The organism is Mycobacterium shottsii (genome assembly GCF_010728525.1).
GTDB classification, from domain to species: domain Bacteria; phylum Actinomycetota; class Actinomycetes; order Mycobacteriales; family Mycobacteriaceae; genus Mycobacterium; species Mycobacterium marinum.
This window is the reverse complement of the sequence record NZ_AP022572.1, coordinates 4,366,422-4,390,751: the sequence shown is the minus strand read 5'-3', so window position 1 is coordinate 4,390,751 and position 24,330 is coordinate 4,366,422. Positions and strand designations below refer to the sequence as shown.

The window sequence follows — 24,330 nt, the reverse complement described above, 5'->3', positions numbered from 1 at the left end:
GAGGCGGCGATGGCTCAGGAACAGACCAAACGTGGCGGTGGTGGCGGCGATGACGAAGACGTCACCGGCACCACGGCCGCGGGCCAGGAGCGCCGCGAGAAGTTAGCTCAAGACACCGACGATCTGCTTGACGAGATCGACGACGTGCTCGAGGAGAATGCCGAGGACTTCGTTCGTGCGTACGTCCAAAAGGGCGGCCAGTGACCTGGCCGTTGCCTGATCGCCTGTCCATAAATTCGGCCGTTTCCGGATCAGCTGTAGACATATCATCTTTCGCTGATTTCCTCCGCCGCCAGGCGCCGGAATTATTGCCTGCGAGCGTCAAGAGCGGTGTGGGTGCCGTCGGTGACCAGTTGCCGCACGCCACCACCATCGTCGCCTTGAAGTACCCCGGTGGTGTCCTGATCGCCGGGGACCGGCGCTCGACGCAGGGCAACATGATCGCCGGGCGCGATGTGCGCAAGGTGTACATCACCGACGACTACACCGCCACCGGCATCGCCGGCACGGCCGCGATCGCCGTTGAGTTCGCGCGTCTTTACGCCGTGGAACTCGAACACTACGAAAAGCTCGAGGGCGTGCCGCTGAAGTTCGCCGGCAAGGTCAACCGGCTGGCCATCATGGTGCGTGGCAACCTGGCTGCCGCGATGCAGGGATTAGTGGCCCTGCCGCTGCTGGCAAGCTATGACATCCACGCGTCCGACCCGAGGTCCGCTGGTCGCATCGTCTCGTTCGATGCGGCCGGCGGCTGGAACATCGAGGAAGAGGGCTATCAAGCGGTGGGTTCGGGTTCGATCTTTGCCAAGTCGTCGATCAAGAAGTTGTACGCGCAAGTCACCGACGCCGATTCCGCGCTGCGGGTGGCCGTCGAGGCGCTCTATGACGCCGCCGACGACGATTCGGCCACCGGTGGACCGGACCTGGTCCGCGGGATTTACCCGACTGCGGTCACCATTGACGTCGATGGAGCGGTTGACGTCGCCGAGCGCCGTATCGCCGAACTGGCCCGAGAGGTCATCGGAAGTCGTTCACGCGCTGATACTTTCGGCCCCGACGGCGGTGAGAAGTGAGTTTCCCGTACTTCATCTCGCCTGAACAGGCGATGCGCGAGCGCAGCGAGCTCGCGCGAAAGGGTATTGCGCGCGGCAAGAGCGTGGTGGCGCTGGCCTTCGCCGGCGGTGTGCTGTTCGTTGCGGAGAATCCGTCGCGATCGCTGCAGAAGATCAGCGAACTCTACGACCGGGTGGGTTTTGCGGCCGCCGGCAAGTTCAACGAATTCGACAACTTGCGCCGGGGCGGGATTCAGTTCGCCGATACCCGCGGTTACGCCTACGACCGTCGCGACGTCACAGGACGCCAGCTGGCCAACGTGTATGCACAGACGCTGGGCACCATCTTCACCGAGCAGGCCAAGCCGTACGAGGTCGAACTGTGTGTCGCTGAGGTGGCGCACTACGGGGAAACGAGGGCCCCCGAGCTCTACCGGATCACCTACGACGGATCGATCGCCGATGAGCCGCATTTTGTGGTGATGGGCGGCACCACCGAGCCGATCACCACGGCGCTCAAAAACACCTTTACCGAAAACGCCGATTTGCCGGACGCGCTGGGTATCGCGGTGGAGGCGCTACGCGCCGGTAGCGCCGAGAATTCCAGCAATGACCAGCCCGTACTCGCGGTATCCAGCCTCGAAGCCGCCATCCTGGATGCCACCAGGCCGCGGCGTGCGTTTCGCCGGCTGACTCGCTCGACCCTCGAAACACTGCTGCAGGAGCGGGATTCCAAGGAATCTGCCGAGTCAGACGAGCCCAAAGAGTCCGAAGACGACAAGAAAACGGACAAAAAATCCGACGCCGATTCGGCTGATTAGCGCCCCGCCGGTGCGGCTGCGCACCGCTGCGGTGCGACAACCAGTACCCTCGATTACGTGCAGCGACGAATCATGGGCATCGAGACAGAGTTCGGTGTCACCTGCACCTTCCACGGTCATCGCCGGCTGAGCCCTGACGAGGTCGCCCGGTACCTGTTTCGGAGGGTGGTGTCCTGGGGGCGCAGCTCCAACGTATTCCTGCGCAACGGCGCGCGTCTCTACCTCGACGTGGGCAGCCATCCGGAATACGCCACCGCCGAATGCGACAGCCTGGTGCAGCTGGTTACCCACGACCGGGCCGGTGAATGGGTGCTCGAAGACCTGCTGGTCGACGCCGAGCAGCGGTTGGCCGACGAGGGCATCGGCGGCGACATCTACCTGTTCAAGAACAACACCGACTCGGCCGGCAACTCCTACGGTTGCCACGAGAACTACCTGATCGTGCGGGCCGGCGAGTTTTCCCGGATCTCCGACGTGTTGCTGCCGTTCCTGGTCACTCGTCAGCTGATCTGTGGGGCAGGAAAGGTGTTGCAGACCCCCAAGGCCGCAACATTTTGTCTGTCCCAACGCGCCGAACATATCTGGGAGGGCGTCTCGAGCGCGACCACCCGCTCACGTCCGATCATCAACACCCGCGACGAGCCGCACGCCGACGCGGAGAAGTACCGGCGTCTGCACGTGATCGTCGGCGACTCCAACATGTGCGAGACGACCACCATGCTCAAGGTGGGCACCGCGTCGGTGGTGCTGGAGATGATCGAAGCGGGAGTGCCGTTCCGCGACTTCTCGCTGGACAACCCCATCCGTGCGATCCGTGAAGTCAGCCACGACGTCACCGGTCGGCGTCCGGTTCGGCTGGCCGGCGGGCGTCAGGCCAGTGCGCTCGACATTCAGCGGGAGTACTACTCCCGCGCCGTCGAGCATCTGCAAACCCGGGAGCCCAACGCACAGGTCGAGCAGGTCGTTGATCTGTGGGGCCGCCAGCTTGACGCCGTCGAAAGCCAGGATTTCGCGAAGGTTGACACCGAGATCGACTGGGTGATCAAGCGCAAGCTGTTCCAGCGCTACCAGGACCGCTACAATATGGAGCTGTCGGACCCCAAGATCGCCCAGCTTGATCTGGCCTACCACGACATCAAGCGCGGGCGCGGCGTCTTCGATCTGCTACAGCGCAAGGGCCTGGCGACACGCGTCACCACCGACGAGGAAATCGCCGACGCCGTCGACAACCCACCACAAACCACCCGCGCCAGGCTGCGCGGTGAGTTCATCAGCGCCGCACAGGCGGCTGGTCGTGATTTCACCGTCGACTGGGTGCACCTCAAGCTCAATGACCAGGCGCAGCGCACGGTGCTATGCAAGGACCCATTCCGGGCGGTCGACGAGCGGGTCAAGCGGATGATCGCGAGCATGTAACCGCACCCGCGCGCGGGTGATCGGTGAAGCTGGGCAAAGCTAGGTTGGTGTAAATGGCGACTTCCAAAGTCGAGCGGATGGTGAATCTGGTCATCGCTTTGCTGTCCACTCGTGGCTACATCACCGCGGAGAAGGTCAGGTCTAGCGTGGCGGGCTATTCGGACAGCCCGACCGCTGAGGCGTTTTCGCGGATGTTCGAGCGCGACAAGAACGAGCTGCGTGACCTGGGTATCCCGCTCGAGGTTGGCAGGGTATCGAGCACCGATCCCACCGAGGGCTACCGGATCAACCGCGACGCGTACGCGCTGCTGCCGGTCGAGTTGACTCCCGATGAAACGGCGGCTGTCGCGGTGGCCACCCAACTGTGGGAGTCCCCTGAGCTGATCACCGCCACCCAGGGCGCGCTGCTCAAGCTGCGGGCCGCCGGGGTCGACGTCGATCCCGACGCGCCGGTGGCCATTGCCTCGCCGGCCGGGGTGCCGGGTTTGCGCGGCTCCGAGGACGTCCTCGGAATTTTGTTGGCGGCCATTGACTCCGGTCAGGCGGTGCGGTTCCCGCACCGGGCGTCCCGCCACGAGCCCTACGTCACCCGCACCGTCGAGCCCTGGGGGGTAGTGACCGAGAAGGGGCGCTGGTATCTCGTGGGCCACGACCGCGACCGGGGAGCCACCCGCACCTTCCGGCTGTCGCGGATCGGCGCCGATGTCGCACCGGTCGGTGCGCCAGGGGAGGCAAAGGTGCCCGAGGACGTGGATCTGCGACAGATTGTCGCCCGGACCGTCGCTGAGTCACCGACCGGCATGCAGGCCACGGTATGGGTCGCCGACGGGCGTGCCACCGCACTGCGGCGTGCCGGACGGTCGATGGGGCCACGGCGACTGGCCGGCCGTGACGGCGAAGTCATAGAACTCGAAATCGGATCCAGCGATCGGCTGGCCCGCGACATCACCGGTCACGGTGCCGACGCCATCGTGCTCGAGCCGCCCGCGCTGCGCGAGGATGTGCTGGCCCGGCTGCGGGCGCTGGCCGGGGTCGAAGAGGCGCTTGCGTGAACCCCGCCGACGAGGATGCGCGGCGAAGCGATGAGAAGGAGCGGCGCTGATGAGTCCCGTATCCACTCGGCTGGTGCGGCTGCTCAACATGGTGCCGTACTTCCAAGCCAACCCGCGGATCACCCGCGTTGAGGCCGCCGCCGAGCTAGGCGTGTCGGCCAAACAGCTGGAGGAGGACCTCAACCAGCTGTGGATGTGTGGCCTGCCCGGCTATTTCCCTGGAGATCTGATCGATTTCGAGTTCTCCGGCGACACCATCGAGGTGACGTTCTCGGCCGGCATCGACCGTCCACTCAAACTCACCTCACCGGAGGCCACCGGCCTGCTCGTGGCGCTGCGGGCGCTGGCGGACATCCCAGGCGTGGTCGACCCGCAGGCCGCGCGCAGCGCGATCGCCAAGATCGCGGCGGCGGCCGGCGCGGCCGGGCATAGCAGCACCCTGTCGGCGGTCGACGAGCCCGCTCCGTTGGAGAGCCCCGCCGCTGCCGCGGTGCGCTCCGCCGTGCTCGACAAGCGCGCGTTGACCATCGACTACTACTCCGCATCGCACGACACGCTGACCACCCGGACCGTCGATCCCATCCGGGTGTTGTTGGTCGGCGGCCACAGCTATCTGGAGGCCTGGTCACGCGAGTCCGAAGGGGTCAGACTGTTTCGCTTCGACCGGATCGTGGACGCCGTCGAACTCGGTGAACCCGCGATGCCGCCGGAGCCCGCGGTGCAGGCGCCCCCCGACACGTCGCTGTTCGACGGCGACCCGGCACTGCCGTCGGCGACGCTGCGGGTGGCGCCCTCGGCGTCGTGGATGTTCGAGTACTACCCGATCCGGGAGCTGCGCCAGCTTGCCGATGGATCCTGCGAGGTAGCCATGACCTACGTCTCTGAGGATTGGATGACCCGTCTGATGCTGGGCTTCGGGTCGACGGTGCAAGTGCTGGAGCCCGAGTCGCTAGCGCAGCGTGTGCGGGCCGCCGCGGCGACTGCCCTAAACGCGTATCAGGCCGCCGAGCTGGCCTAAGGGCGAATTCAAGCCGTCGATGTGCGGCCCGTACCCGCGGCGCGCGGCACGGAGTGTTGTTTGCCTAGCCGGGCGAGCAGCCCCTACTGCGGTAGCATCGGGGGTTGACGTCTGGAGGTAATCAAAGTGGGCAGTCTTAGTCCGTGGCATTGGGCGATCCTCGCTGTGGTGGTGATCGTGCTGTTCGGTGCCAAGAAGCTTCCCGATGCGGCGCGCTCGCTGGGCAAGTCGATGCGAATCTTCAAGTCGGAGATGCGGGAAATGCAGAGCGAGACCAAACCGGAACCCTCTGCTATCGAGACCAACACGGCAAACCCCACGCCGGTGCAGTCGCAGCGGATCGACCCTGCAGCGGCCACAGGTCAGGATCAGACCGAGGCGCGGCCTGCCTAGGCCGGCAGCACCGTCGGGTTGCCTGAGCTTTACTGACCTACCGTGGTGAACGGTTTTCGGGCCTCAGCACGCGCCGGGGCTCTCTTCAAACGACTCAATCCTCGGATGCGGCGTAGCCGCGTCAATCCTGACGGCACGATGTCGCTGGTCGATCATCTGACCGAGCTGCGTACCCGGTTGCTGATCTCGTTGGCCGCGATCCTGCTCACGACGATTTTCGGGTACATCTGGTACTCACATCCGGTCTTCGGACTAGAAAGTCTGGGCGAGTGGCTGCGTCAGCCTTACTGCTCGTTGCCGCAGTCGGCGCGAGCGGATATCAGCGCGGACGGGCAGTGCCGGTTGTTGGCCACCGCACCGTTCGACCAGTTCATGTTGCGGCTCAAGGTCGGGATGGCGGCCGGGATCGTGCTGGCGTGCCCGATCTGGTTCTACGAGCTGTGGGCGTTCATCACCCCTGGGCTCTACCAGAAGGAACGCCGGTTCGCGGTGGCGTTCGTCATCCCCGCGGCGCTGCTGTTTGTGGCCGGCGCCGTGCTGGCCTACCTGGTGCTCTCCAAAGCGTTGAGCTTCCTGCTGACCGTCGGCAGCGACGTGCAGGTGACGGCGCTGTCTGGCGACCGATATTTCGGCTTCTTGATCAATCTGCTGGTGGTGTTCGGGGTCAGCTTCGAATTCCCCCTGCTGATCGTCATGCTCAACATGGCTGGTCTGTTGACCTACCAGCGGCTCAAGTCCTGGCGGCGCGGTCTGATCTTTGCCATGTTCGTGTTCGCGGCGGTGTTCACGCCCGGATCGGATCCGTTCTCGATGACGGCACTGGGCGTGGCCCTGACGGTGCTGCTCGAGTTCGCCATTCAGATCGCCCGGCTGCACGACAAGCGCAAAGCCAAGCGCGAGGTGTTGCTTGCCGATGACGAAGCATCGTCAATCGAGGAGCCCGAGCCGATACCGACGCCGTCGGCCCCCGGCGGATCCCATGACGACATCACCTAGGCCACCTCGCCGCGAGCGTGCGTGTCGCGACAGCGACACGCCGCACTGGCCGTGCAACTGCGCACCCTCGCGCCCTCGGGCGGCCGCGTGACAGAGCTGGTCGAGCTAGCCCGGTTCACCGCCGACTTACCCTTCGCGCTCGATGACTTCCAACGGCGCGCCTGTGCTGCCCTGGAAGGTGGGCACGGCGTGCTGGTGTGCGCCCCGACGGGCGCGGGAAAGACGGTGGTCGGCGAATTCGCGGTGCACCTGGCGCTGGCTTCGGGCGGCAAGTGCTTTTACACCACGCCGCTCAAGGCGCTGAGCAACCAGAAACACACCGATCTGACGGCGCGCTACGGCCGCGACAAGATCGGGTTGTTGACCGGTGATCTGGCGGTCAACGCAAACGCGCCCGTGGTCGTGATGACCACCGAGGTGCTGCGCAACATGCTTTACGCGGATTCTCCCGCGCTACCGGGGCTGTCGTACGTGGTGATGGACGAGGTGCATTTTCTCGCCGACCGGATGAGGGGCCCGGTGTGGGAGGAGGTGATCCTGCATCTGCCCGACGAGGTGCGGGTGGTCAGTCTGTCCGCGACCGTGAGCAACGCCGAGGAGTTCGGCGGCTGGATCCAAGCCGTCCGGGGCGACACGACCGTGGTGGTCGACGAGCATCGGCCGGTACCGCTGTGGCAGCACGTCTTGGTGGGCAAGCGCCTGTTCGACCTGTTCGACTACCAGGCCGACAAACCGGCGGGTTCGAGTCGTCAGGCGCGCGTCAACCCGGACCTGTTGCGCCACATCGCGCATCGCCGCGAGGCGGATCGGATGTCGGACTGGGAGCCGCGTCGGTCTGGACGCGGCGGATACGGCAGAGGGGGCCGGCCGCGCTTTTACCGCCCGCCGCCCCGCCCGGACGTCATCGCGACCCTGGATTCGGCGGGTCTGTTGCCGGCGATCACATTCGTGTTCTCCCGGGCTGGTTGTGATGCGGCGGTCCAGCAGTGCCTGCGTTCACCGCTGCGGCTGACCAGCGAGGAGGAACGCGCCCAAATCGCCGAGGTGACCGATCACCGGTGCGGCGATCTGGAGGACGACGACCTAGCGGTACTGGGCTACTACGAGTGGCGCGAGGGGCTGCTGCGCGGCCTGGCCGCCCACCACGCCGGGATGCTGCCGGCGTTTCGGCACACCGTTGAGGAACTGTTCACCGCCGGCTTGGTCAAAGCCGTTTTCGCCACCGAGACCTTGGCGCTGGGCATCAACATGCCCGCGCGCACCGTGGTGCTGGAACGGTTGGTGAAGTTCAACGGTGAGCAGCACGTCCCGCTGACGCCGGGGGAGTACACGCAGCTGACCGGGCGCGCCGGTCGTCGCGGTATCGATGTCGAGGGCCACGCCGTCGTGCTCTGGCATCCCACCGACGAAAACGCCGATCCGTCGGCGGTGGCCGGGCTGGCCTCGACCCGCACCTTCCCGCTGCGCAGTTCGTTTGCCCCGTCGTACAACATGACGATCAACCTGGTGCAGCACATGGGCCCGGAGCAGGCGCATCGGCTGTTGGAACAATCGTTCGCCCAGTACCAGGCCGACCGATCCGTGGTGGGCCTGGTCCGCGGCATTGAGCGGGGCAAGGAGATGCTCGACGAGCTGGCCGCCGAGCTCGGTGGGCCCGACGCGCCGATCCTGGACTATGCCCGGATGCGTGCGCGGGTGACCGAGATGGAGCGATCCCAGGCCCGTGCATCCCGGCTGCAGCGTCGGCAGGAGGCCAGCGAAGCGCTGGCCGCGCTGCGCAAGGGAGACATAATCACCATCACGCACGGACGCCGTGGCGGGCTGGCAGTGGTGCTGGAATCCGCCCGCGATAGCTCCGACCGGAGGCCGTTGGTGCTGACCGAAAACCGGTGGGCTGGGCGGATTTCGTCGGCCGACTACACCGGCGAGTCGCCGCCGGTCGGATCGATGACACTGCCCAAGCGTGTCGAACATCGCCAGCCGCGGGTCCGCCGCGATCTGGCCTCGGCACTGCGGTCGGCCGCCGCGGGTATGACGGCGCCGGCGGCCCGCCGCGAGAAGACGCGAGCGCCGCACCATCCCGATCTGGCGTCGCTCCGCGAAAAACTGCGCCGGCATCCCTGCCACAACGCGCCCGGAGTCGAAAGCCAGATCCGTCAAGCCGAGCGTTACCTGCGCATCGAACGGGACAACGCGCAGCTGGAGAACAAGGTCGCCGCCGCCACCAATTCGTTGGCTCGCACGTTCGACCGGATCGTCGGCCTGCTCACCGAGCGTGAGTACATCCACGGCCCAGCCGATGATCCTCGGGTCACCGATGATGGCCGCTTGTTGGCGCGGATCTACAGCGAGAGTGATCTGTTGGTGGCCGAGTGCTTGCGCACCGGCGCGTGGGCGGGGTTGAAGCCGCCGGAGCTGGCGGCGGTGGTGTCCTGCGTGCTCTACGAAACGCGCGGCAGTGACGGTGGCGGTGGCCGTCCCGGGGTCGAGGCGCCGACGCCGCGGTTGCGTCAGGCGCTCATCCAGACGTCGCGGCTGTCGGTGGCGCTGCGTGCCGACGAACAAGCGCACCGGATCGGCCAAAGCCGCGAACCCGAAGATGGCTTTGTCAACGTCGTTTATCGCTGGGCGCGCACCGGGGACCTGTCGGCGGCATTGGCCGCCGCGGACATCGAGGGCCCCGGTTCTCCCTTGTCAGCGGGGGATTTCGTGCGCTGGTGCCGCCAGGTGCTCGACCTGCTTGACCAGGTGCGCAATGCCGCCCCGGACCCCGAAGTGCGGGCCGCCGCAAAGCGCGCGATCAATGACATCCGGCGCGGCGTCGTCGCAGTTGACGCCGGGTAGGCTGGGCCGCAGCTACGGTTAGATCCGGAAATGTGATCGCAGGACCACCAGAGGACACTTGGGGCCAGTTCGTGGCCAGGACAGACGAACGAACTGAGGAGAAACGATGAGCGGACCGCAGGGACCAGATCCTAGACAGTCGTGGCAACCACCCGGCCAGGGCGGTGACCATTCCTCAGACCCGACCATGGCTGCCGGATCGCCCTGGCAGCAGCCAGGCCAGGAAGGGTCGTGGCAACCGCCGTCGTATCCGGCCGCTGACTACCAGCAGTACCAGCAACCTGTCGAGCCGGCTTATCCGCAGCAGTACCCGGCCGCACCCGGCTATGGGCAGTCCGACTTCGGTTCCCAGCCCACCCAGTTCGGGGCGCCTCCACAGTTCGGCCAGCCCGGTCAATATGGCCAGCCCGGTCAATATGGCCAGCCCGGTCAATATGGCCAGCCCGGTCAATATGGCCAGCCCGGTCAATATGGCCAGCCCGGTCAATATGGCCAGCCCGGTCAATATGGCCAGCCGGGGCAGTCAGGGCAACCGGGGCAATACGGTCAGCCGGGCCAGTACCCGGGCCAATTCAGCCCGTACGACCAGTCGGGTCAGGGATCCAAGCGCTCGATGGCGCTCATCGGCGGGGTGGTCGGCGGAATTGCGCTGCTCTTCGTGGTCGTCATTCTGGTGCTCGGGTTCTGGGTGCCGGGATTCTTCGTGACTACCAAGCTCGACGTCAGCAAGGCCAATGCCGGTGTGCAGCAGGTTCTGACCGATGAGACCAATGGCTACGGCGCCAAGAACGTCAAAGACGTCAAGTGCAACGACGGCACCGAACCCACCGTCAAGAAGGGTGCCACCTTCGATTGCACCGTCAGCATCGACGGCGCATCCAAGCACGTGACCGTGACTTTCCAGGACAACAAGGGCACCTACGAGGTCGGCCGACCGCAATAGCGGTCGGAAGCGTTACGAAGGCAGCGCGTCCAGAGCGTTCTGTAGTCGCGCGATCGACGATCCGACGCCATATTCGGTAGCCAGCTCGGCGGTGCGCTGAGGGTCGGCGGCAACCAGCGGCAGCGCGTCGGTGGGCGTCGTGAAGGTGACCGGCGCATCGGTGGCCACCCGTACCACCGAGCGGGCGGCATCGATATAGGCCGAGGCCGCAAGCAGTTTCGTCCGCACACCCTTTGCCATCGTGGACTTGGGGTCGTGCGCGGCGGCCACGATCCGATCCAGCGAGCCGTGCTGGGCCAGCAAGGTGGCCGCGGTCTTTTCACCGACCCCGGGCACCCCGGGCAGGCCATCGGAGGGGTCGCCGCGCAGCAGGGCCAGCTCGGCATAGGCCGCCCCGGCCCGCTCCGCGGGCAACCCGTACCGTTCGGCGACCTCGGAGGGCCCGAACAGCGTGGCTTTGGACAGCCCGCGGCCCAGGTAGAGCACCCGAACCGGGACCGGGTCGTCGGCCACGACCTGCAGCAAGTCGCGGTCCCCGCTGACCACGACCACCGGGTCCTGCTGTTCCTGGGCTGCCAGCGTTCCCAGCACATCGTCGGCTTCAAAACCCGCTGCGCCCGCGGCCGGGATTCCGAAGGCGTCAAGCAGTTCCATGATCATGTCGACCTGCGGAGTCAGCTCGTCTGGCACTTCCTCGACGTCGGGCTGTCCGGCGGGCTCGGGCTCGGCGACCCGGTGCGCCTTGTAGGACGGGATGAGGTCCACCCGGAATTGCGGGCGCCAGTCCAGGTCCAGGCAGACCGCCAGCCGGCTGGGCCGATGCTGGGTGATCACCACCGCAATGGAGTCGATGAATCCGCGGACGGCGTTGACCGGCCGGCCATCCGGAGCGGTGATCGACGAAGGAACGCCGAAGTAGGAGCGGAACCACATGCTGGCTCCATCCAGCAACAGCAGGGGTGCAGGCATGCGGGCTATCCTGCCAGCGCCGGTGCGGGGGCGGTCACCCTGGCGACGATGTGGGCGCGCAGCGGGTGAGGATGAGGTTGGCAACCGCGCATCCGCCAGTCGCCGGGCATTAGCCTGGCTGGCATGGATTCTGGGCGATTCGACACCGCGGTGTACGCGCGACGTTTGGCCGCGGCGGCGGCCGCGACCGAGCAGGCCGGCCTGGCCGGTCTGTTCATCACTCCGGGCTATGACCTGCGCTATCTCATCGGCTCGCGCGCCGATACGTTCGAGCGGCTCACCGCGCTGGTGTTGCCCGCTTCTGGGGTGCCGACCATCGTCTTGCCGCGCTTGGAGCTCGCGTCGCTCAAGGAGTCGGCCGCATCGGATTTGGGCGTGTGCGTGCGCGATTGGGTTGACGGCGATGACCCGTACCAGCTGGTGGCCGAGGCGTTGGGGGGTGCGCCCGCAGCTACTGCGGTTACCGATTCGATGCCGGCCTTGCACTTGTTGCCGCTGGCCGATGCGCTGGGGGTGCTGCCGGTATTGGCTACCGATGTGCTGCGTCAGCTGCGGATGGTCAAGGAGGCGGCCGAGGTGGACGCGCTGGCCAAGGCCGGCGCCGCCATTGATCGGGTGCATGCCCGGGTACCGGAGTTTCTGGTGCCCGGCCGCACCGAGGCACAGGTTGCCGCCGACATTGCCGAAGCGATTGTCGCCGAGGGGCATTCGGAAGTGGCATTCGTCATCGTCGGATCCGGTCCACATGGCGCCGATCCGCACCACGGATATTCGGACCGAAAGTTGCAGGTCGGCGACATTGTCGTGGTCGATATCGGGGGGACATACGAGCCCGGATACTACTCGGACTCGACCCGAACCTACAGCATCGGCGACCCTAGTCCTGATGTGGCACAACAGTATTCGACCCTGCAGCGGGCTCAGCGTGCGGCCGTTGATGCGGTCCGTCCGGGGGTTACGGCGGCACAGGTCGACGCTGCCGCCCGTGACGTGCTGGCCGACGCCGGATTGGCCGAATACTTTGTGCACCGCACCGGACACGGTATCGGGCTGTGTGTGCATGAGGAGCCCTATATCGTCGCCGGCAACGAGTTGCCGCTGGTCGCGGGCATGGCGTTCTCGGTCGAGCCGGGCATCTACTTTCCGGGCCGGTGGGGAGCCCGCATCGAGGACATCGTGGTGGTTACCGAAAACGGTGCGCTATCGGTCAACAATCGGCCGCACGAGCTGATGGTGGTGCCGGTGTCTTAGCGTCCAGATGTCGGCTGCGCCAAGTAGGTTGGTGGGGTGTCATTGGTGGATCTAGCGCTGCTTCCTTTTCGTATCGCGCGTAGCGTTGCCGAGGCCGTGGTGCCCGTGGGGCAACGTCCGCCGACACCCCCGGCCGAACTCATCGTGGTCGACGGGATGCCCGAGGGGGTGCCACCGGCCGCGCGACGGCCTGAGCCGACGCTTCCGGTACCGGCGGGATGGCCGTTCGGCGAGGAATTCCCGCGTACGTGTGGCGCCGCTCGCCTGGCCGGCGGGGCGCTGTTTTGGACCGACTTCATCTACGACGATTATGGCGCGACGGGTCTGCCGGTCGGCGATCTGAAGATCCAGGCGCCGCCGCGGGGCACTTACGTCTATCCCGATGGTCCAGCGGCCGGCAACGGCGCCGACATTTTTCGCGTGGCGATCGGGCTCACCGAGACGCACACCCGGTGGCGCGTCGACTGGAACACGCTGCAGGACGCCACCGTGCCAGTCGCGCTGTTCACCTTCGACACCGATCGCAGCCGTAGCGCGTCAGCGGACTGGCCGGCTGGGGCCGGTGTGCGCTCGTAGGGCATCGACATGGCGCTGCTGATCTCGGGGCGCAGCGCCCGGCTGATCGATCTGGTCACGCACGTGCAGACTCCCGTCGAACACAGCGTCGACCTGCCGGCACGGTCGTTTCTGGCGCGGGTGCCGCGGTCGGTGGTGGAGCCGTCGGGGACTTGGACGGTTCGGCTGGCCGCCGGATTGGCTAACGCGGCGGGGGACGGGTTCGCCGACGTGCCCGCCGAACGGGGTGCCCTGCCGGGCCAGCCCAACGTCTACAACGTGGCGTTTCGCACCCACGATCAGGAGCAGCCGCATCTGAACTTCTGGTCCGACGAGGCCCAAGCTGCCGCGCTGACCAGTGGTGACGTTTCGGAATTCGGGGTAGCCGTGGCGTGGGACCAGTTGGCAGGCCGCGAAACCGCACCCGAACCGGTGATCACCGGTCCCTCGACGCGCTGGTATGTGTCCTCGGTGGAGCTCGGGCAGGGTGTGGCTGCGGGAAACGTTCTGGACACCGATCCGCAGTTTCTGGGCCGGGTGCAGCCGTACTCGGTGTGCTTGCCCTCGACCTATGCTCCCGGCCGCGCGATGCCGCTTACCTTGCTGCTGCATTCGCTTGCGCTGGGGCAAAACCAGTTCGCTTCGATCGATCCGCGCCTGCTGCACGAGGTTTGCGAAACCCGAGGCTCGGTGGTGGTCACCCCGCTGGCGCGTGGTCCGTCCACTTGGTACTTCGGCGCCGGTGAACTCGACGTGTGGGAGGTCTGGGCGCGGGTGGCCGAGCAGTTGGGGACCGATCCCAACCGCACGGTGGTTTCTGGCTATTCGATGGGCGGCTACGGCGCTTACAAGCTGGGCTTGACCTATCCCGAGGTGTTTGCCCAGACAGTTGTGCTGGCCGGGCCGCCGACGTGTGGGGTGCGCCTGGTGCCCAACGTCGACATCCCGGCCGATTTCAACCTGGACTCGCCCTGCGCCCGGGAGGGCGATAGCTGGGAGCTACTGGGCAACGCGCGCTGGCTGCCGCTTGTGATCGCCCATGGTCTGCTCGACGAGCTGGTGCCGTTCCCGTCGGTGGCCGAGCAGGTGCTCGAGCTGGACCGCCTCGGCTACCGGCACCGATTTACCGTCTATCCGTTCGAATACCACATCGCCTGGATCCTGCAGGACAAGTTCAACGATCCGATCGCGCACATGGGAACCGGCCTGCGCCAATCGGATCCGGGGCACATCACCTTTGCGTCGTATCCGCAGTTGGTGCGGGCCGATTTGGGGATCGGGCCGCACCAGGTGTGGTGGTTGTCGGAGCTGACCGCCGACCCCGCGGTGACGGCGCGCCGCGGGGCCACCGCCGAGGTCGATGCCCGTTCCTATGCCCGACCGGACCCGATGCACAGCATTCGGCGCCATCGCGGTTTCGTTCCGCATTTCGATCCCACACCTGGCCTCTACACCGAGCTGGATTGGCAGGTGGGAGGGCCCGTGGACGAGCTGCCGTATCTCACCCTGCGGCTCACCGGGGTGGCCAGCCTGACCGTCGACGTCAAGCGCGCGGGGTTGGCCTCGCTGCAGTCATCGACGATTCAGGTGGCTACCGACACCGCCGCACAGATCACGCTTGGCGCGTTGCCCGCCGGGGTGGAGGTGAAGCTGGATGATCAGCCAGTAGGTACGACGGTGTCGGTTCCTGTTGGGCGGCATAGTATTACGTTGACGCGTAGCTGAGGCGTTGCGGCGGGTAATGGGCCGGCTAGCCGCCGGCGCAGCGGGCCTTCATTGTGGCGTCCTTGGCGTTGACGTCATCGGCCACGCGTTGTCCGCGCACCCCTTGCTAGGGGCTGTGGACTGGTGGCTGGTGCTCCCCACCGGGCGTCGCTAGATTTAGCGCGCAAAAACAGGGTGAATACCGCGACGCGGCGCTTTGGGCAAAAATCCGGGCGTGGCTCCGTTGTCGGTTGATCCCGAGGCGCTGTCGGGTGCCGGCAGTGCTGTGGCCGCCGCGGGCGATGCCTTGGCGGCGGCATTGAGCTCGCTGACCACGGGCTTTTCGGCCAACACCGGTCAGGATGCGGCCGGCGAGGTGTTCGGGCTGGCTTATCAGGACGCGGCGGAGTCGTTGGTGAAAGCGGCGGGGGCCGGGATCAACGCTTTGCGCCACAACGGCGCCAAGATTCAGCTCTCCGCGTCGAACTACTCGGCTGCCGAGGCGGCCTCGACGCTGGGCGGGGGAGCCGGCGTCTTGCCTGCGCCGTCGGAACCGGCGCAGTTCACGGCTCCCGGAGCGCCGGGGACGCTGGGTTCCGGGGTGCTTGCTCCGGCGTTGTGGTCGGTGGTCGAGGCTTTCGTCGGTGACCTGTGGCCCAACGGGGACGTCGCGGGTTTGCACGCGGCCGCGGGGCACTGGCGCGAATTCGCGGCGGCCCTCAACGGCGTGCAGGGCGCACTGAACTCTCCGAAATCGGTGGTGGCCGGACAAGAGATTCCCGAAGGCGCACAGATTCAGCAGGTCCTATCGGCCATCGGCTCCGATCTGGCCGGGGTGGGGGCACAGTGCCAGAAACTGGCCGGCGCGCTCGACGATTTCGCCGATGAGGTGGCCGACACCCAGAACGCGATCCGGGATCTGTTGGATCGATTCGGGTCCGTCTCGGGGCTGTGGAATCAGGTGGCGGCCCTTTTCGAGGGTGATGTGCTCGACGAGATCAAAGAGATCGCCAAGGACATCCAGGCCGTGCTGAACAACCTGGGGCGTCAGGCCCGCGCTCAACAGCAGCTGATGCAGCAAGGGATGCAGGCCATCGACGGCTTGGTGGTGGGAATGCAGCGCTACGTGCGCGGTCAGCTCACCCAGTTCCTCGGTCAAGACGTCGGCAATCCACTGGCGACCGTGTTCGACACCTACACCAATACGCAGGAAGGAGTTTTCAAAGCCGCTGTCGGGATGGTGGAAGGCATCGAGCAGCTCAACCCGCAACGTTTCCTGATCGACCCGCAGGGGGCGGCGGAAACCTGGAAGGCCATGACCAAGACGGGATTGATCAACCACTTGCTTAACCCTGAGGAGGCAGTCGCCGCGGACAAAGAGATGGTCAAAGGACTTCTCCACCTTGAGGATTGGCGCCGCGATCGGCCGGGACTGGGTTTCGGGGGAAACTTGTTCGACGTCGCGACACTATTTGTTCCGGGAGCCGGGGGAGCCGGCGCGGGTGCCAAGGGCGCTGCGGGAGCCGCGCGGGCAGCCGAGGTTGGTGGCGAGGGGGCCGATGCCGCTGCGGCAGTCGGTCGGGGTGGTCGACTGGCCGGTGAGGTTGGTGACCTCGCGGGCGCCGGCCGCACACTGGGCGACATCGGCAGGACCGGTCGTGGTCTGACCGAGGATCTGGCAAATCTGGGCGGTGATCTACCCAGGCTGATCCCCCCGTCGGCGGTCGCCCGGTGGCCCTGCCGCCCCCGAAGCCGGCAGGTGCCCCGGCCGAGCCGACGCCGCGTCCAGTGGAATCGGTGCCGCCCGGCAAGCCGGCCCTCGAGGCGCCTTCCGGGGCGCCCGGTTCGGTCGTCCCTGGCAGGTCCGAACCTGCGTTCGGCCCGCATGACCCGGCATCGGCGCCAGTGGCCGGATCTCATCCAGCAGCAACGGCGGTGACGCCGGGTGAGCGGGTGTCGCCGGTCACCCCGCACGTGGGTGAACCGGCACGAGCGCCGGGTGTTCCCGTCGGCGCTGCCGCTGGGCCGGTACCTGCTGGCGCTCATTCGGCACCGGCCGCAATACCGGCCGCGCCCGAGGCCCACGTGATGACCGGCGCGGGTCGCCCGGCCGAGCTATCAGCGCCGCACGGCGGTGTTCCACACGGGCTTGGCGACGCCGGTCCGTCCGGGGGACATCCGCACGGATTGCCCCCGCACGGCGGTGGCCCACATGGACCGGGCGACGCGTCCCACGGCGCTCGCGACGCTGAACCACCGCGCGACGGCACGGCTCATGGGACTGCAGATGGAGGTGATGCCCACGGGGACGATGTGTCAGGTCACGGATTGAGCGCGGAGAAGCGTGACGAAATCATCGCGATGCCAAAGGGGAGTCGCCCCGACCCATCCGAGTACTTATCACCCGAATATATTCAGGGTCGTCTCGACAGATTCACCGACGGCGCGACCCGATTTATTCCGGAAAGCAATCTCGATAAATATGGGATCGCCCAACGTGACGGCACCTCATTTGTAATGCCAAAAAGCGAAGCCGACGCTATGATCGCGGGCACGGGCGGTGACTTGCGTCTTATGGAGGAAGAATTGGGCTTGCCCGAGGGATTTCTCGACTCAAACCAGATCGTCAGGATCGACATAGAGGATCCTCGGCAATTTAACCTCCGGATTCCTTCCGGTAATGAAGCGGGTGCCAACGAACAATGGATTCCGGGAGGGCGCCTGCCCACTGGCGCCTCAGAGGCGGTTGTGGACGGCGGAAAAATCCCCCAGGGTGACTACACTGTCACGGATGTCTTCGAGGAGAAATGAGATCGAATGAAGTTTGATGACACATATTTTTCACGAGAAGACAGATACTCGATTGGCATCGAATCCACTTCCGGCCGGTACTACGCATCGATACCGGTCAGCAACGGGATCGTTGACTACGAGGAGTATTACGATCTTACTCGAGACCAATACGATAATTTCTTGCGCGACAGCTCGGCGGCAATTGCCTTCATCGAGGCTTGTCGGCGCCGTGAACACGATGACTTGCTCCTGCAGCGGCCTGGCAGCAACAGGGGGACGCCGGTGTGATGTGGTGCCATTCTGGGCATTGGTCAGACCTGCATTGAAGTCATGAGCGGATCAATTCATCAACATAAGGATAGATTCGAAGACTCATTTGCCCTGACATTGGTTTGAAGGGAATTTTGGTGCATTGCGATAGCGGCGCGAGAAGGGCCTCTGTGGATATTCGGTCGTGCCCTTCTGATGGGTTAAATATGGGATGAATAATACGTGCCATTGACTTTGGTAGATGTTGGCGAATTTTGCGGTGGAGGTCGTTGCCATCGGGGTGGCCGATGGGCTACCGAATTACCTTGATATCGGCGCCGAGGCAAAGCTTGCTGCGTTCCTGGCCCCCGACGCCTGCGCCGGCGCCACCTAACCCGCCGTCCAACAACACGGGTCCATCTCTGTTGCCATCGATCAACGCGCGCCGCCGGGCATACCGGGAGGTTCGTCACGGTGACGCTCAGCTGGTGTGCCGACGAACGCCGGGCTTGGTGCGCGCTGGCGTGCACACCCCGAAAGCACCACAGGCCTCACAATCCACAGAGACACCACAAGTTCGCTGAGTCGGCGCAAGCCTTGGGAGAGCGAACATTCCGCTGACGTCGGTAAACATGCGCGTTGACGAAAATCCCGCCCGACACGGACTGGGCCCACACCAGAGATGTCGCCCTCTTGCCCTATGTTGAGGCGTCCGACCAACTACAGATCGAGGACGCAGATGCACGACGACAACGCGGGACTGTCGGCGACCGAGCTGCTCGATCTCAATCGCGACTTGCAGGGTTCTCGCGCCATTCGCCTGCTCGCCACCACCAACCTCAGCCTTTACGCGACGCTCATGGAGCGCCACCTCAGCGACGGGGCGCTGTCTGAGACTGAGCTCGTCGTACAGCTCGAGCGCGACGTCGAAGACGTCAACGATCCGCAGCCCGGGCTCGCCCTGATCAAGTCCTGGGCCGCGCAGGGCTGGCTGCACCGCATCGTCGACGAGCGCCACGGCCAGAATGTCTGCTATCTGACCCAGGACGCTCGCCGGGCGCTGGACTTTCTCCGCGGCTTGCGTCGCCAGGACACCATCGCCACCGGCGGCTCGATTACGGGGATCGCCGCGCGCCTCAAGCAAGTGGCCGTCAAAGTGGATAACGACCCCGCCCGCATCCGCAAACACATCGAAGCCGAAATCGCCGCGCCCCACGAGGAGCTTGACCAGCTCGATGCCGGCCAGCGTCCCCAAACCGATGTCACCGACTGCTACGACGAGGCCCGGGCGATCGCCCTGCAGATGGAACGCCTGATCACCGATATCGGCCAGTACGGCACGATGATCGAGCGGGCCACTTCCGCCCTCGATGAACCCATCGATTCCAACGCCGAGTACCGCGACCGCCAACGCCAGATGTACAGCGACTACCAGGCCGCATGGGACTCCCAGGGCCGTGACTCCCACCGCGCCTTCCTGCGCATGATCAACGACCCCGACCAACGCGCCGAGTTCGAGGCCGACGTCGCCGCCGTCGCCGACGCCCTGCCCACCCTCGACCCGGCCCTGCGCAAGGTCATGGCCGGCTTCTTCGAGCTCGTCGGCCATCAGATCGACGAAGTCGAGCGCATCCAGCAACGCTGCGCCCAGCGCGTCAAACGCTTCACCGCGTTCGGCACCATGGAACAGAGCCGCGGTGTCGCCAGCCAACTCAACGAAGCCATCGCCGCAGCCCGCGCCCTGCTCAAGTCGTCGTTCACCGACTCACGCCTGGACATCGAGGTCCCGCTGGCGCGGCACGCCATCAGTTCCGTCGGTGCCCTCGGCTTCCGGATCGGTGACCTGTCCAACCCCAAGCCCGCCAAACCCGGCGACACCGAGGTCGACCTCACCAGCTTCGCCGCCTTCACCACCCAGGTCGACGCGCCCGCGATGTCCGACATGCTCAACCACGCGATCACCGCGGGGCCTGTCGCGCTACCCGACGCCGTCGCCATGCTCGACACCGCCTACCTGGGCCACGTCATCGTGCTGTGGTCCTGGGCCCTCAAACAGCCCAACCCCGACACCGCTGAGTCGACCGCCGTCCGCTTCCGCTCCCTGGACGGCCGTGATCTCGAAATCGCGGTACCTCGTTTGACATTCACCGAACCCATCAACACCATCGCCGGAGCCAGCACTTGACCCTCCAAGATGATGAAGTCGACATCGACTTCTCCTCACTCCCTCAGGTCGACCAGAACGCCCGCCCACCCGTTCAGCGCCGGCCGCGCTGCGACGGCGACGTCTCCGAACTGCCGGACCGGGCCTGCTAGGTCCTGCAGCACCTGCTTACCCGCCGCTACATCAGCGCCGAAGCCGACGCCGACGTCTACAGTTGGGTGCTTGAATACCGCAAGGACCTGGCCGTCCGGCTCTCCGAACTCGACTTGCTGCTGCGCATCGTCGACGCCGCCGATGTCGCCTTCGTCGAACAGGCCCGCTACGAGTCTGCGAGGGGAATCAAGCTTTTACGCCGCGAGCCGCTCGGCACCTACGACTCGAGCCTTGCCCTGCACCTGGCCCAGATGATGCGTGCCTCCGGTGGGCAGACCGTCCTGATCAGCCGTGAGGAGATGCACGGCCTATTCTCCGGGGTGCTCAACGACACCGACCGCGACGCGGTCTCGTTCGCCGGCCGCATCGACGGCGCCATCGCCCGGCTGACCGGCCTGGAGATCCTGCGCAAGACCCGCGACGACGAGGACAGCTACACGATCAGCCCCGTCATCACCGCCGTGATGACTGCCTCGGTGATCACCGAGCTGCAGCAGCAGTTCGAGCAGCTGCTCAACGGCGGTGCGCCAGCAGAGGAAGAAGAACCCGAAGGTGACTGAACAGTTCCACCTGTCTCGGCTGCAGGTCATCAACTGGGGCGTGTTCGACGGCTACCACTCGATCCCGTTCAGTGTAGGCGGCGCACTCATCGCCGGAGCCTCCGGCAGCGGCAAATCGGTACTGCTGGGTGCGATTTCGCTGGGATTCCTGCCGTTCAACCGCCGCAACTTCAACGCGTCCGGAGACAACACCGCCGCGGGATCCGGCGCCGGGCGCCGGACTGTCGACAAGTACGTCCGCGGCGCCTGGGGCCAGCGCAGCGACGGCGGCACCAGCCGGGTGATGTATCTGCGCGGCGACGGCACCGCCTGGTCGGCCGTGGCCGTCACCTACGCCAGTGACTCCGGCCGCACCGTCACCGGCCTGGTGCTCAAATGGCTGACGGGCGAGTCCCGCAACGACTCGTCGAGCCGCTTCGTGCTCGGTGACGGTGACCTCGACATCGAGGAAGTCTGCAACCGCTGGGCCTCCGGCCGTTTCGACGCAGGAGTCTTCAAAGAAGACTGGCGGTTTTCCACCAAGGTCGAATCGCAGTACCTCGCTCAGCTCTACGCGGCGATCGGCATTCGCGCGTCCGACGCCGCCCAGCAGCTGCTCGGTAAGGCCAAGTCGCTGAAAAGCGTTGGTGGGCTGCAGCAATTCGTCCGCGAATTCATGCTCGACGAACCCGACAGCCTGGCCCGGCTGCCCGAGGCGCTCAAGCAGATCGACCCCCTGGTCGAGGCTCGCGAACTGCTGGCCGTTGCGCAGAAGAAACGCAAGATCCTGGGCGATATCGAACAGATCCAGCAGCGCTACGCCTCGGAGTCCTCCGACCTCGGCATCATCGACCTCGTCGACGCGCCGATGGTGCGCGCCTACACCGACCACGCCCGGCTTGCGCAATGTCCCGCCCAGATCGCCACGCTCGACGGCACCGTCGACCAGCTCGAGAACGAATACGAGGACGTTACCCGCAGCCTCAATCTGGCCAAGGCCGAGGCGGATTCGCTCAACGCGCAGATCAGCGGTTCCAGCGCGAACATCGCTCCGCTGCAATCGCAGGTCACCGCCGCGGAGACCGAGGCCGAGCAGGTGGAGCGCCGCCGAACGACCTACGAGGACATGCTGGCCGCCCAGGGTATCGAAATACCCGACACCGCAGACGAGTTCTGGAACCTTCGCGAGGAACTGCTCGCGCAGGCCACCGAACTGCTTGCCAAGGTCGAACGAAACCGAGAGGCATCCACCGACGCCGAGTACGCGCAGAAGGCTGCCCGCATCGCCCGCGACGATGTCGCCAAGGGGCTCAAGCGCGTCGAACACGTCGGTTCGGCGCTGCCGGAGTTCGCGCTCGCGATGCGCGACCACATCTGCGCTGCAATCAAAGTCGACGCCACCGAGCTGCCCTACATCGCCGAACTGCTGGATCTCAGGCCCGGCCAGACCCGCTGGCGCCTCGCTGTCGAGAAGGTGCTGCGCGGGGTGGGCCTGCGGCTACTGGTGCCCGACCAGCATTGGGAGAAGGTGCTGCGGTTCGTCAACGAGACTGACATGCGGGGCCGACTGCAGCTGCACCACGTGCGGGCGAAGTTCCTCGGCGCCGAACCTGCTGAGCCCGAGCCGAACACGTTGGCGGGCAAGCTTTTCCCCGTCGATCCGAAGCATCTTTGTGCCGCCGAAGCTGTCGATGTCATCACCGGAGCCGGCGACCACGTGTGCGTCGATACCCCCGACGTATTCTCGCGGTTCCGCCGCGCGGTCACCGACACGGGGCTGTACAAGGACTCCGACCGGCTGGCCGTCAAGGATGACCGGCGACCGGTCAAGCTGTCCGAGTACCTCTACCAGGGCGACGTCACCGCGAAGATCAACGCGCTGACCGTCGAGCTGGCGGCCACCGAGGAGGCCTATCAGAAGGCCCGCCGCACCGCCGACGACATCGCCGCCCAGCGCCAGCAGTGGCGCGACCGGGCGGCGGCGTGCAAGGCGATCTGCGAGCAATACCCGCAATGGAGTCAGATCGACACCGAGACCGCCGACGGGCATGCCGAGCGGCGGCGCGAGCAGTACGAACTGCTGATGGCCGACAATCCCGACATCGAGGCGCTCAACGCCCGCGCCGACGAATGCTGGTCGCAGATTCAGAAACTGATGACGCGCCGCGGCGCGATCCAGACCCGCCGCGACAGCCTCGACGAGCGGCGCACCCGGCTGCTGGAGCTACAGGAGCGGCTGTCCCCGGCGTTCGTGTCCGAGCCGTTGACAGAGCTGCTGCAGCGCTACGCCGCACAGCTGCCCGTCGCGCTAGAGCTGCTCGACCCGGAACCTCACCGCGATGCGCTGTTCGCCGCGATCAAGAAGGAAAGTGAACAACTGCGTGAAAGCCGCCGTCGCTCCTATGACGAATTGGCCCGCATCCTGAACACGTTCGACACGTCGTTCCCCGACGCGATTCCGAATGACTCCGACGATTTTGACGAGCGCGTGCACGACTACGTCGCGCTGTGCCGTCACATTGACGAACGCGAACTTCCCGAAGCCTACGAGCGGATGATGCGGCTGGTCAGCGAGCAGGCGCCCGATGCGATCCTCACGCTGCACCGCGTCGCCGACCAGGAGGCGCGACGGATCAGCGGCCAGATCGACCGCGTCAACACGGGTTTGGCGGCGGTGGAGTTCAACCGTGGCACCAGGCTGACGCTGCGGGCGACCCCGCGGCACCTGGTAGCGGTGGATGAGCTGACCCAGATCGTGCGGTCCATCTCGCGACGCATCGCCGAGGTCGGGCTGGGCGACAAGCAGGCGATCCTCGACCAGTACGCCGACATCCTCCGACTACGCAACCGGCTGGCCTCCACGGCGCCGGAGGACAAGGCGTGGACGCGCGACGCGCTCGACGTGCGCAACCGGTTCACGTTCGACTGCGCCGAATGGGACGTCGACACCGAGGAACTGATCCGTACGCACAGCAACGCCGGCGACAACTCCGGTGGCGAGCAGGAGAAGTTGATGGCGTTCTGCCTCGCCGGCGCGCTCAGCTTCAACCTGGCCAGCCCCGAAAGTGACAACAACAAAACGGTTTTCGCGCAGCTGATGCTCGACGAGGCGTTCTCGAAGTCCGACCCCCAATTCGCGCAGCAGGCGCTGCACGCATTCCGAAAGTTCGGCTTCCAGCTGGTGATCGTCGCGACGGTGCAGAACGCCACCACCATCGAGCCCTACATCGACAGCGTGGTGATGGTGTCCAAAACCGAACCCACCGGCGGCAACGCGCGACCGGTGGCGTCGGTGGTGACCAGGACGATCTCGGAGTTCACGTCGCTGCGACAAGAGATGCGCAAGACGGCGGAACGAGTACCAGCCGGGGTGTGATGCACACCGGACTGGTTCGGTGGCTGGTTGTGGCGCTCCGCGGAT

General features: G+C 65.9%; 18 protein-coding genes and 2 pseudogenes. 19 read left to right on the top strand and 1 reads right to left on the bottom strand.

Annotated elements, in window-relative coordinates; all coding sequences use genetic code 11:
- Positions 1-9 precede the first annotated feature (9 nt).
- From G6N41_RS20300 to G6N41_RS20255, 10 genes are all read left to right on the top strand, one after another.
- A complete protein-coding gene (locus G6N41_RS20300; protein ID WP_012394770.1) occupies positions 10-204 on the top strand; it encodes a ubiquitin-like protein Pup in 195 nt (64 codons plus the stop codon).
- Positions 201-1,070: a proteasome subunit beta gene (gene prcB / locus G6N41_RS20295; RefSeq protein WP_198965491.1), complete on the top strand. Its 870-nt coding sequence runs from the start codon at positions 201-203 to the stop codon at positions 1,068-1,070. The genes G6N41_RS20300 and prcB overlap by 4 nt, the downstream gene beginning before the upstream one ends.
- Entirely contained in the window at positions 1,067-1,870 is an 804-nt protein-coding gene (prcA, locus tag G6N41_RS20290; protein ID WP_198965490.1) for a proteasome subunit alpha, read from the top strand. Before prcB ends, prcA begins: the two co-directional genes overlap by 4 nt.
- Positions 1,871-1,927: 57 nt before the next feature.
- Positions 1,928-3,286, top strand: a complete 1,359-nt coding sequence (gene pafA / locus G6N41_RS20285; RefSeq protein WP_198965489.1) for a Pup--protein ligase — start codon at positions 1,928-1,930, stop codon at positions 3,284-3,286.
- Between the two features lie 53 nt (positions 3,287-3,339).
- Positions 3,340-4,338 carry a helix-turn-helix transcriptional regulator gene (locus G6N41_RS20280; protein ID WP_198965488.1) on the top strand — a complete coding sequence of 333 codons (999 nt, stop codon included), beginning with the start codon at positions 3,340-3,342 and terminating at the stop codon, positions 4,336-4,338.
- 49 nt (positions 4,339-4,387) lie between these two features.
- Positions 4,388-5,356 carry a helix-turn-helix transcriptional regulator gene (locus G6N41_RS20275; protein WP_198965487.1) on the top strand — a complete coding sequence of 323 codons (969 nt, stop codon included), beginning with the start codon at positions 4,388-4,390 and terminating at the stop codon, positions 5,354-5,356.
- 126 nt (positions 5,357-5,482) lie between these two features.
- Positions 5,483-5,749 (top strand): Sec-independent protein translocase subunit TatA, encoded by a 267-nt coding sequence (gene tatA, locus G6N41_RS20270; RefSeq protein WP_036455719.1) that lies wholly within the window; start codon positions 5,483-5,485, stop codon positions 5,747-5,749.
- 105 nt (positions 5,750-5,854) lie between these two features.
- Complete coding sequence (gene tatC, locus G6N41_RS20265; protein WP_085979824.1) at positions 5,855-6,745, top strand: twin-arginine translocase subunit TatC; 891 nt, start codon at positions 5,855-5,857, stop codon at positions 6,743-6,745.
- An 87-nt stretch (positions 6,746-6,832) separates the two neighbouring features.
- Entirely contained in the window at positions 6,833-9,589 is a 2,757-nt protein-coding gene (locus G6N41_RS20260) for a DEAD/DEAH box helicase (RefSeq protein ID WP_198967941.1), read from the top strand.
- Between the two features lie 106 nt (positions 9,590-9,695).
- The gene (locus G6N41_RS20255; RefSeq protein WP_198965486.1) at positions 9,696-10,532 is read left to right on the top strand and encodes a DUF4333 domain-containing protein; all 837 of its coding nucleotides are present in this window, start codon (positions 9,696-9,698) and stop codon (positions 10,530-10,532) included.
- Between the two features lie 12 nt (positions 10,533-10,544).
- Here G6N41_RS20255 and G6N41_RS20250 read toward each other — a convergent pair whose 3' ends face one another.
- Positions 10,545-11,501: a 5'-3' exonuclease gene (locus tag G6N41_RS20250; protein ID WP_198965485.1), complete on the bottom strand. Its 957-nt coding sequence runs from the start codon at positions 11,499-11,501 to the stop codon at positions 10,545-10,547.
- 123 nt (positions 11,502-11,624) lie between these two features.
- Between G6N41_RS20250 and G6N41_RS20245 the strand changes: the two genes are divergently transcribed.
- The 9 genes and pseudogenes from G6N41_RS20245 (at position 11,625) to G6N41_RS20215 (ending at position 24,285) form a co-directional block, all read left to right on the top strand.
- Complete coding sequence (locus tag G6N41_RS20245; RefSeq protein WP_198965484.1) at positions 11,625-12,752, top strand: M24 family metallopeptidase; 1,128 nt, start codon at positions 11,625-11,627, stop codon at positions 12,750-12,752.
- A 36-nt stretch (positions 12,753-12,788) separates the two neighbouring features.
- A pseudogene (locus tag G6N41_RS20240) lies at positions 12,789-15,032 on the top strand (alpha/beta hydrolase-fold protein).
- Positions 15,033-15,228: 196 nt separating this feature from the next.
- The gene (locus G6N41_RS20235) at positions 15,229-16,950 is read left to right on the top strand and encodes a WXG100-like domain-containing protein (RefSeq protein WP_231608619.1); all 1,722 of its coding nucleotides are present in this window, start codon (positions 15,229-15,231) and stop codon (positions 16,948-16,950) included.
- A gap of 389 nt (positions 16,951-17,339) precedes the next feature.
- On the top strand, positions 17,340-17,822 hold the full coding sequence (locus G6N41_RS28940; protein WP_231608618.1) for a hypothetical protein: 483 nt from the start codon (positions 17,340-17,342) through the stop codon (positions 17,820-17,822).
- A 6-nt stretch (positions 17,823-17,828) separates the two neighbouring features.
- Positions 17,829-18,092, top strand: a complete 264-nt coding sequence (locus G6N41_RS20230) for a hypothetical protein (RefSeq protein WP_198965483.1) — start codon at positions 17,829-17,831, stop codon at positions 18,090-18,092.
- A gap of 223 nt (positions 18,093-18,315) precedes the next feature.
- Positions 18,316-18,447 carry a hypothetical protein gene (locus tag G6N41_RS29630; protein WP_258035696.1) on the top strand — a complete coding sequence of 44 codons (132 nt, stop codon included), beginning with the start codon at positions 18,316-18,318 and terminating at the stop codon, positions 18,445-18,447.
- 345 nt (positions 18,448-18,792) lie between these two features.
- Positions 18,793-20,238: a DUF3375 domain-containing protein gene (locus tag G6N41_RS20225; protein ID WP_198967940.1), complete on the top strand. Its 1,446-nt coding sequence runs from the start codon at positions 18,793-18,795 to the stop codon at positions 20,236-20,238.
- Positions 20,235-20,930, top strand: a pseudogene (locus G6N41_RS20220) (DUF4194 domain-containing protein). Before G6N41_RS20225 ends, G6N41_RS20220 begins: the two are co-directional and overlap by 4 nt.
- Positions 20,923-24,285, top strand: a complete 3,363-nt coding sequence (locus tag G6N41_RS20215) for an ATP-binding protein (protein ID WP_198965482.1) — start codon at positions 20,923-20,925, stop codon at positions 24,283-24,285. Before G6N41_RS20220 ends, G6N41_RS20215 begins: the two are co-directional and overlap by 8 nt.
- Positions 24,286-24,330: the final 45 nt, after the last annotated feature.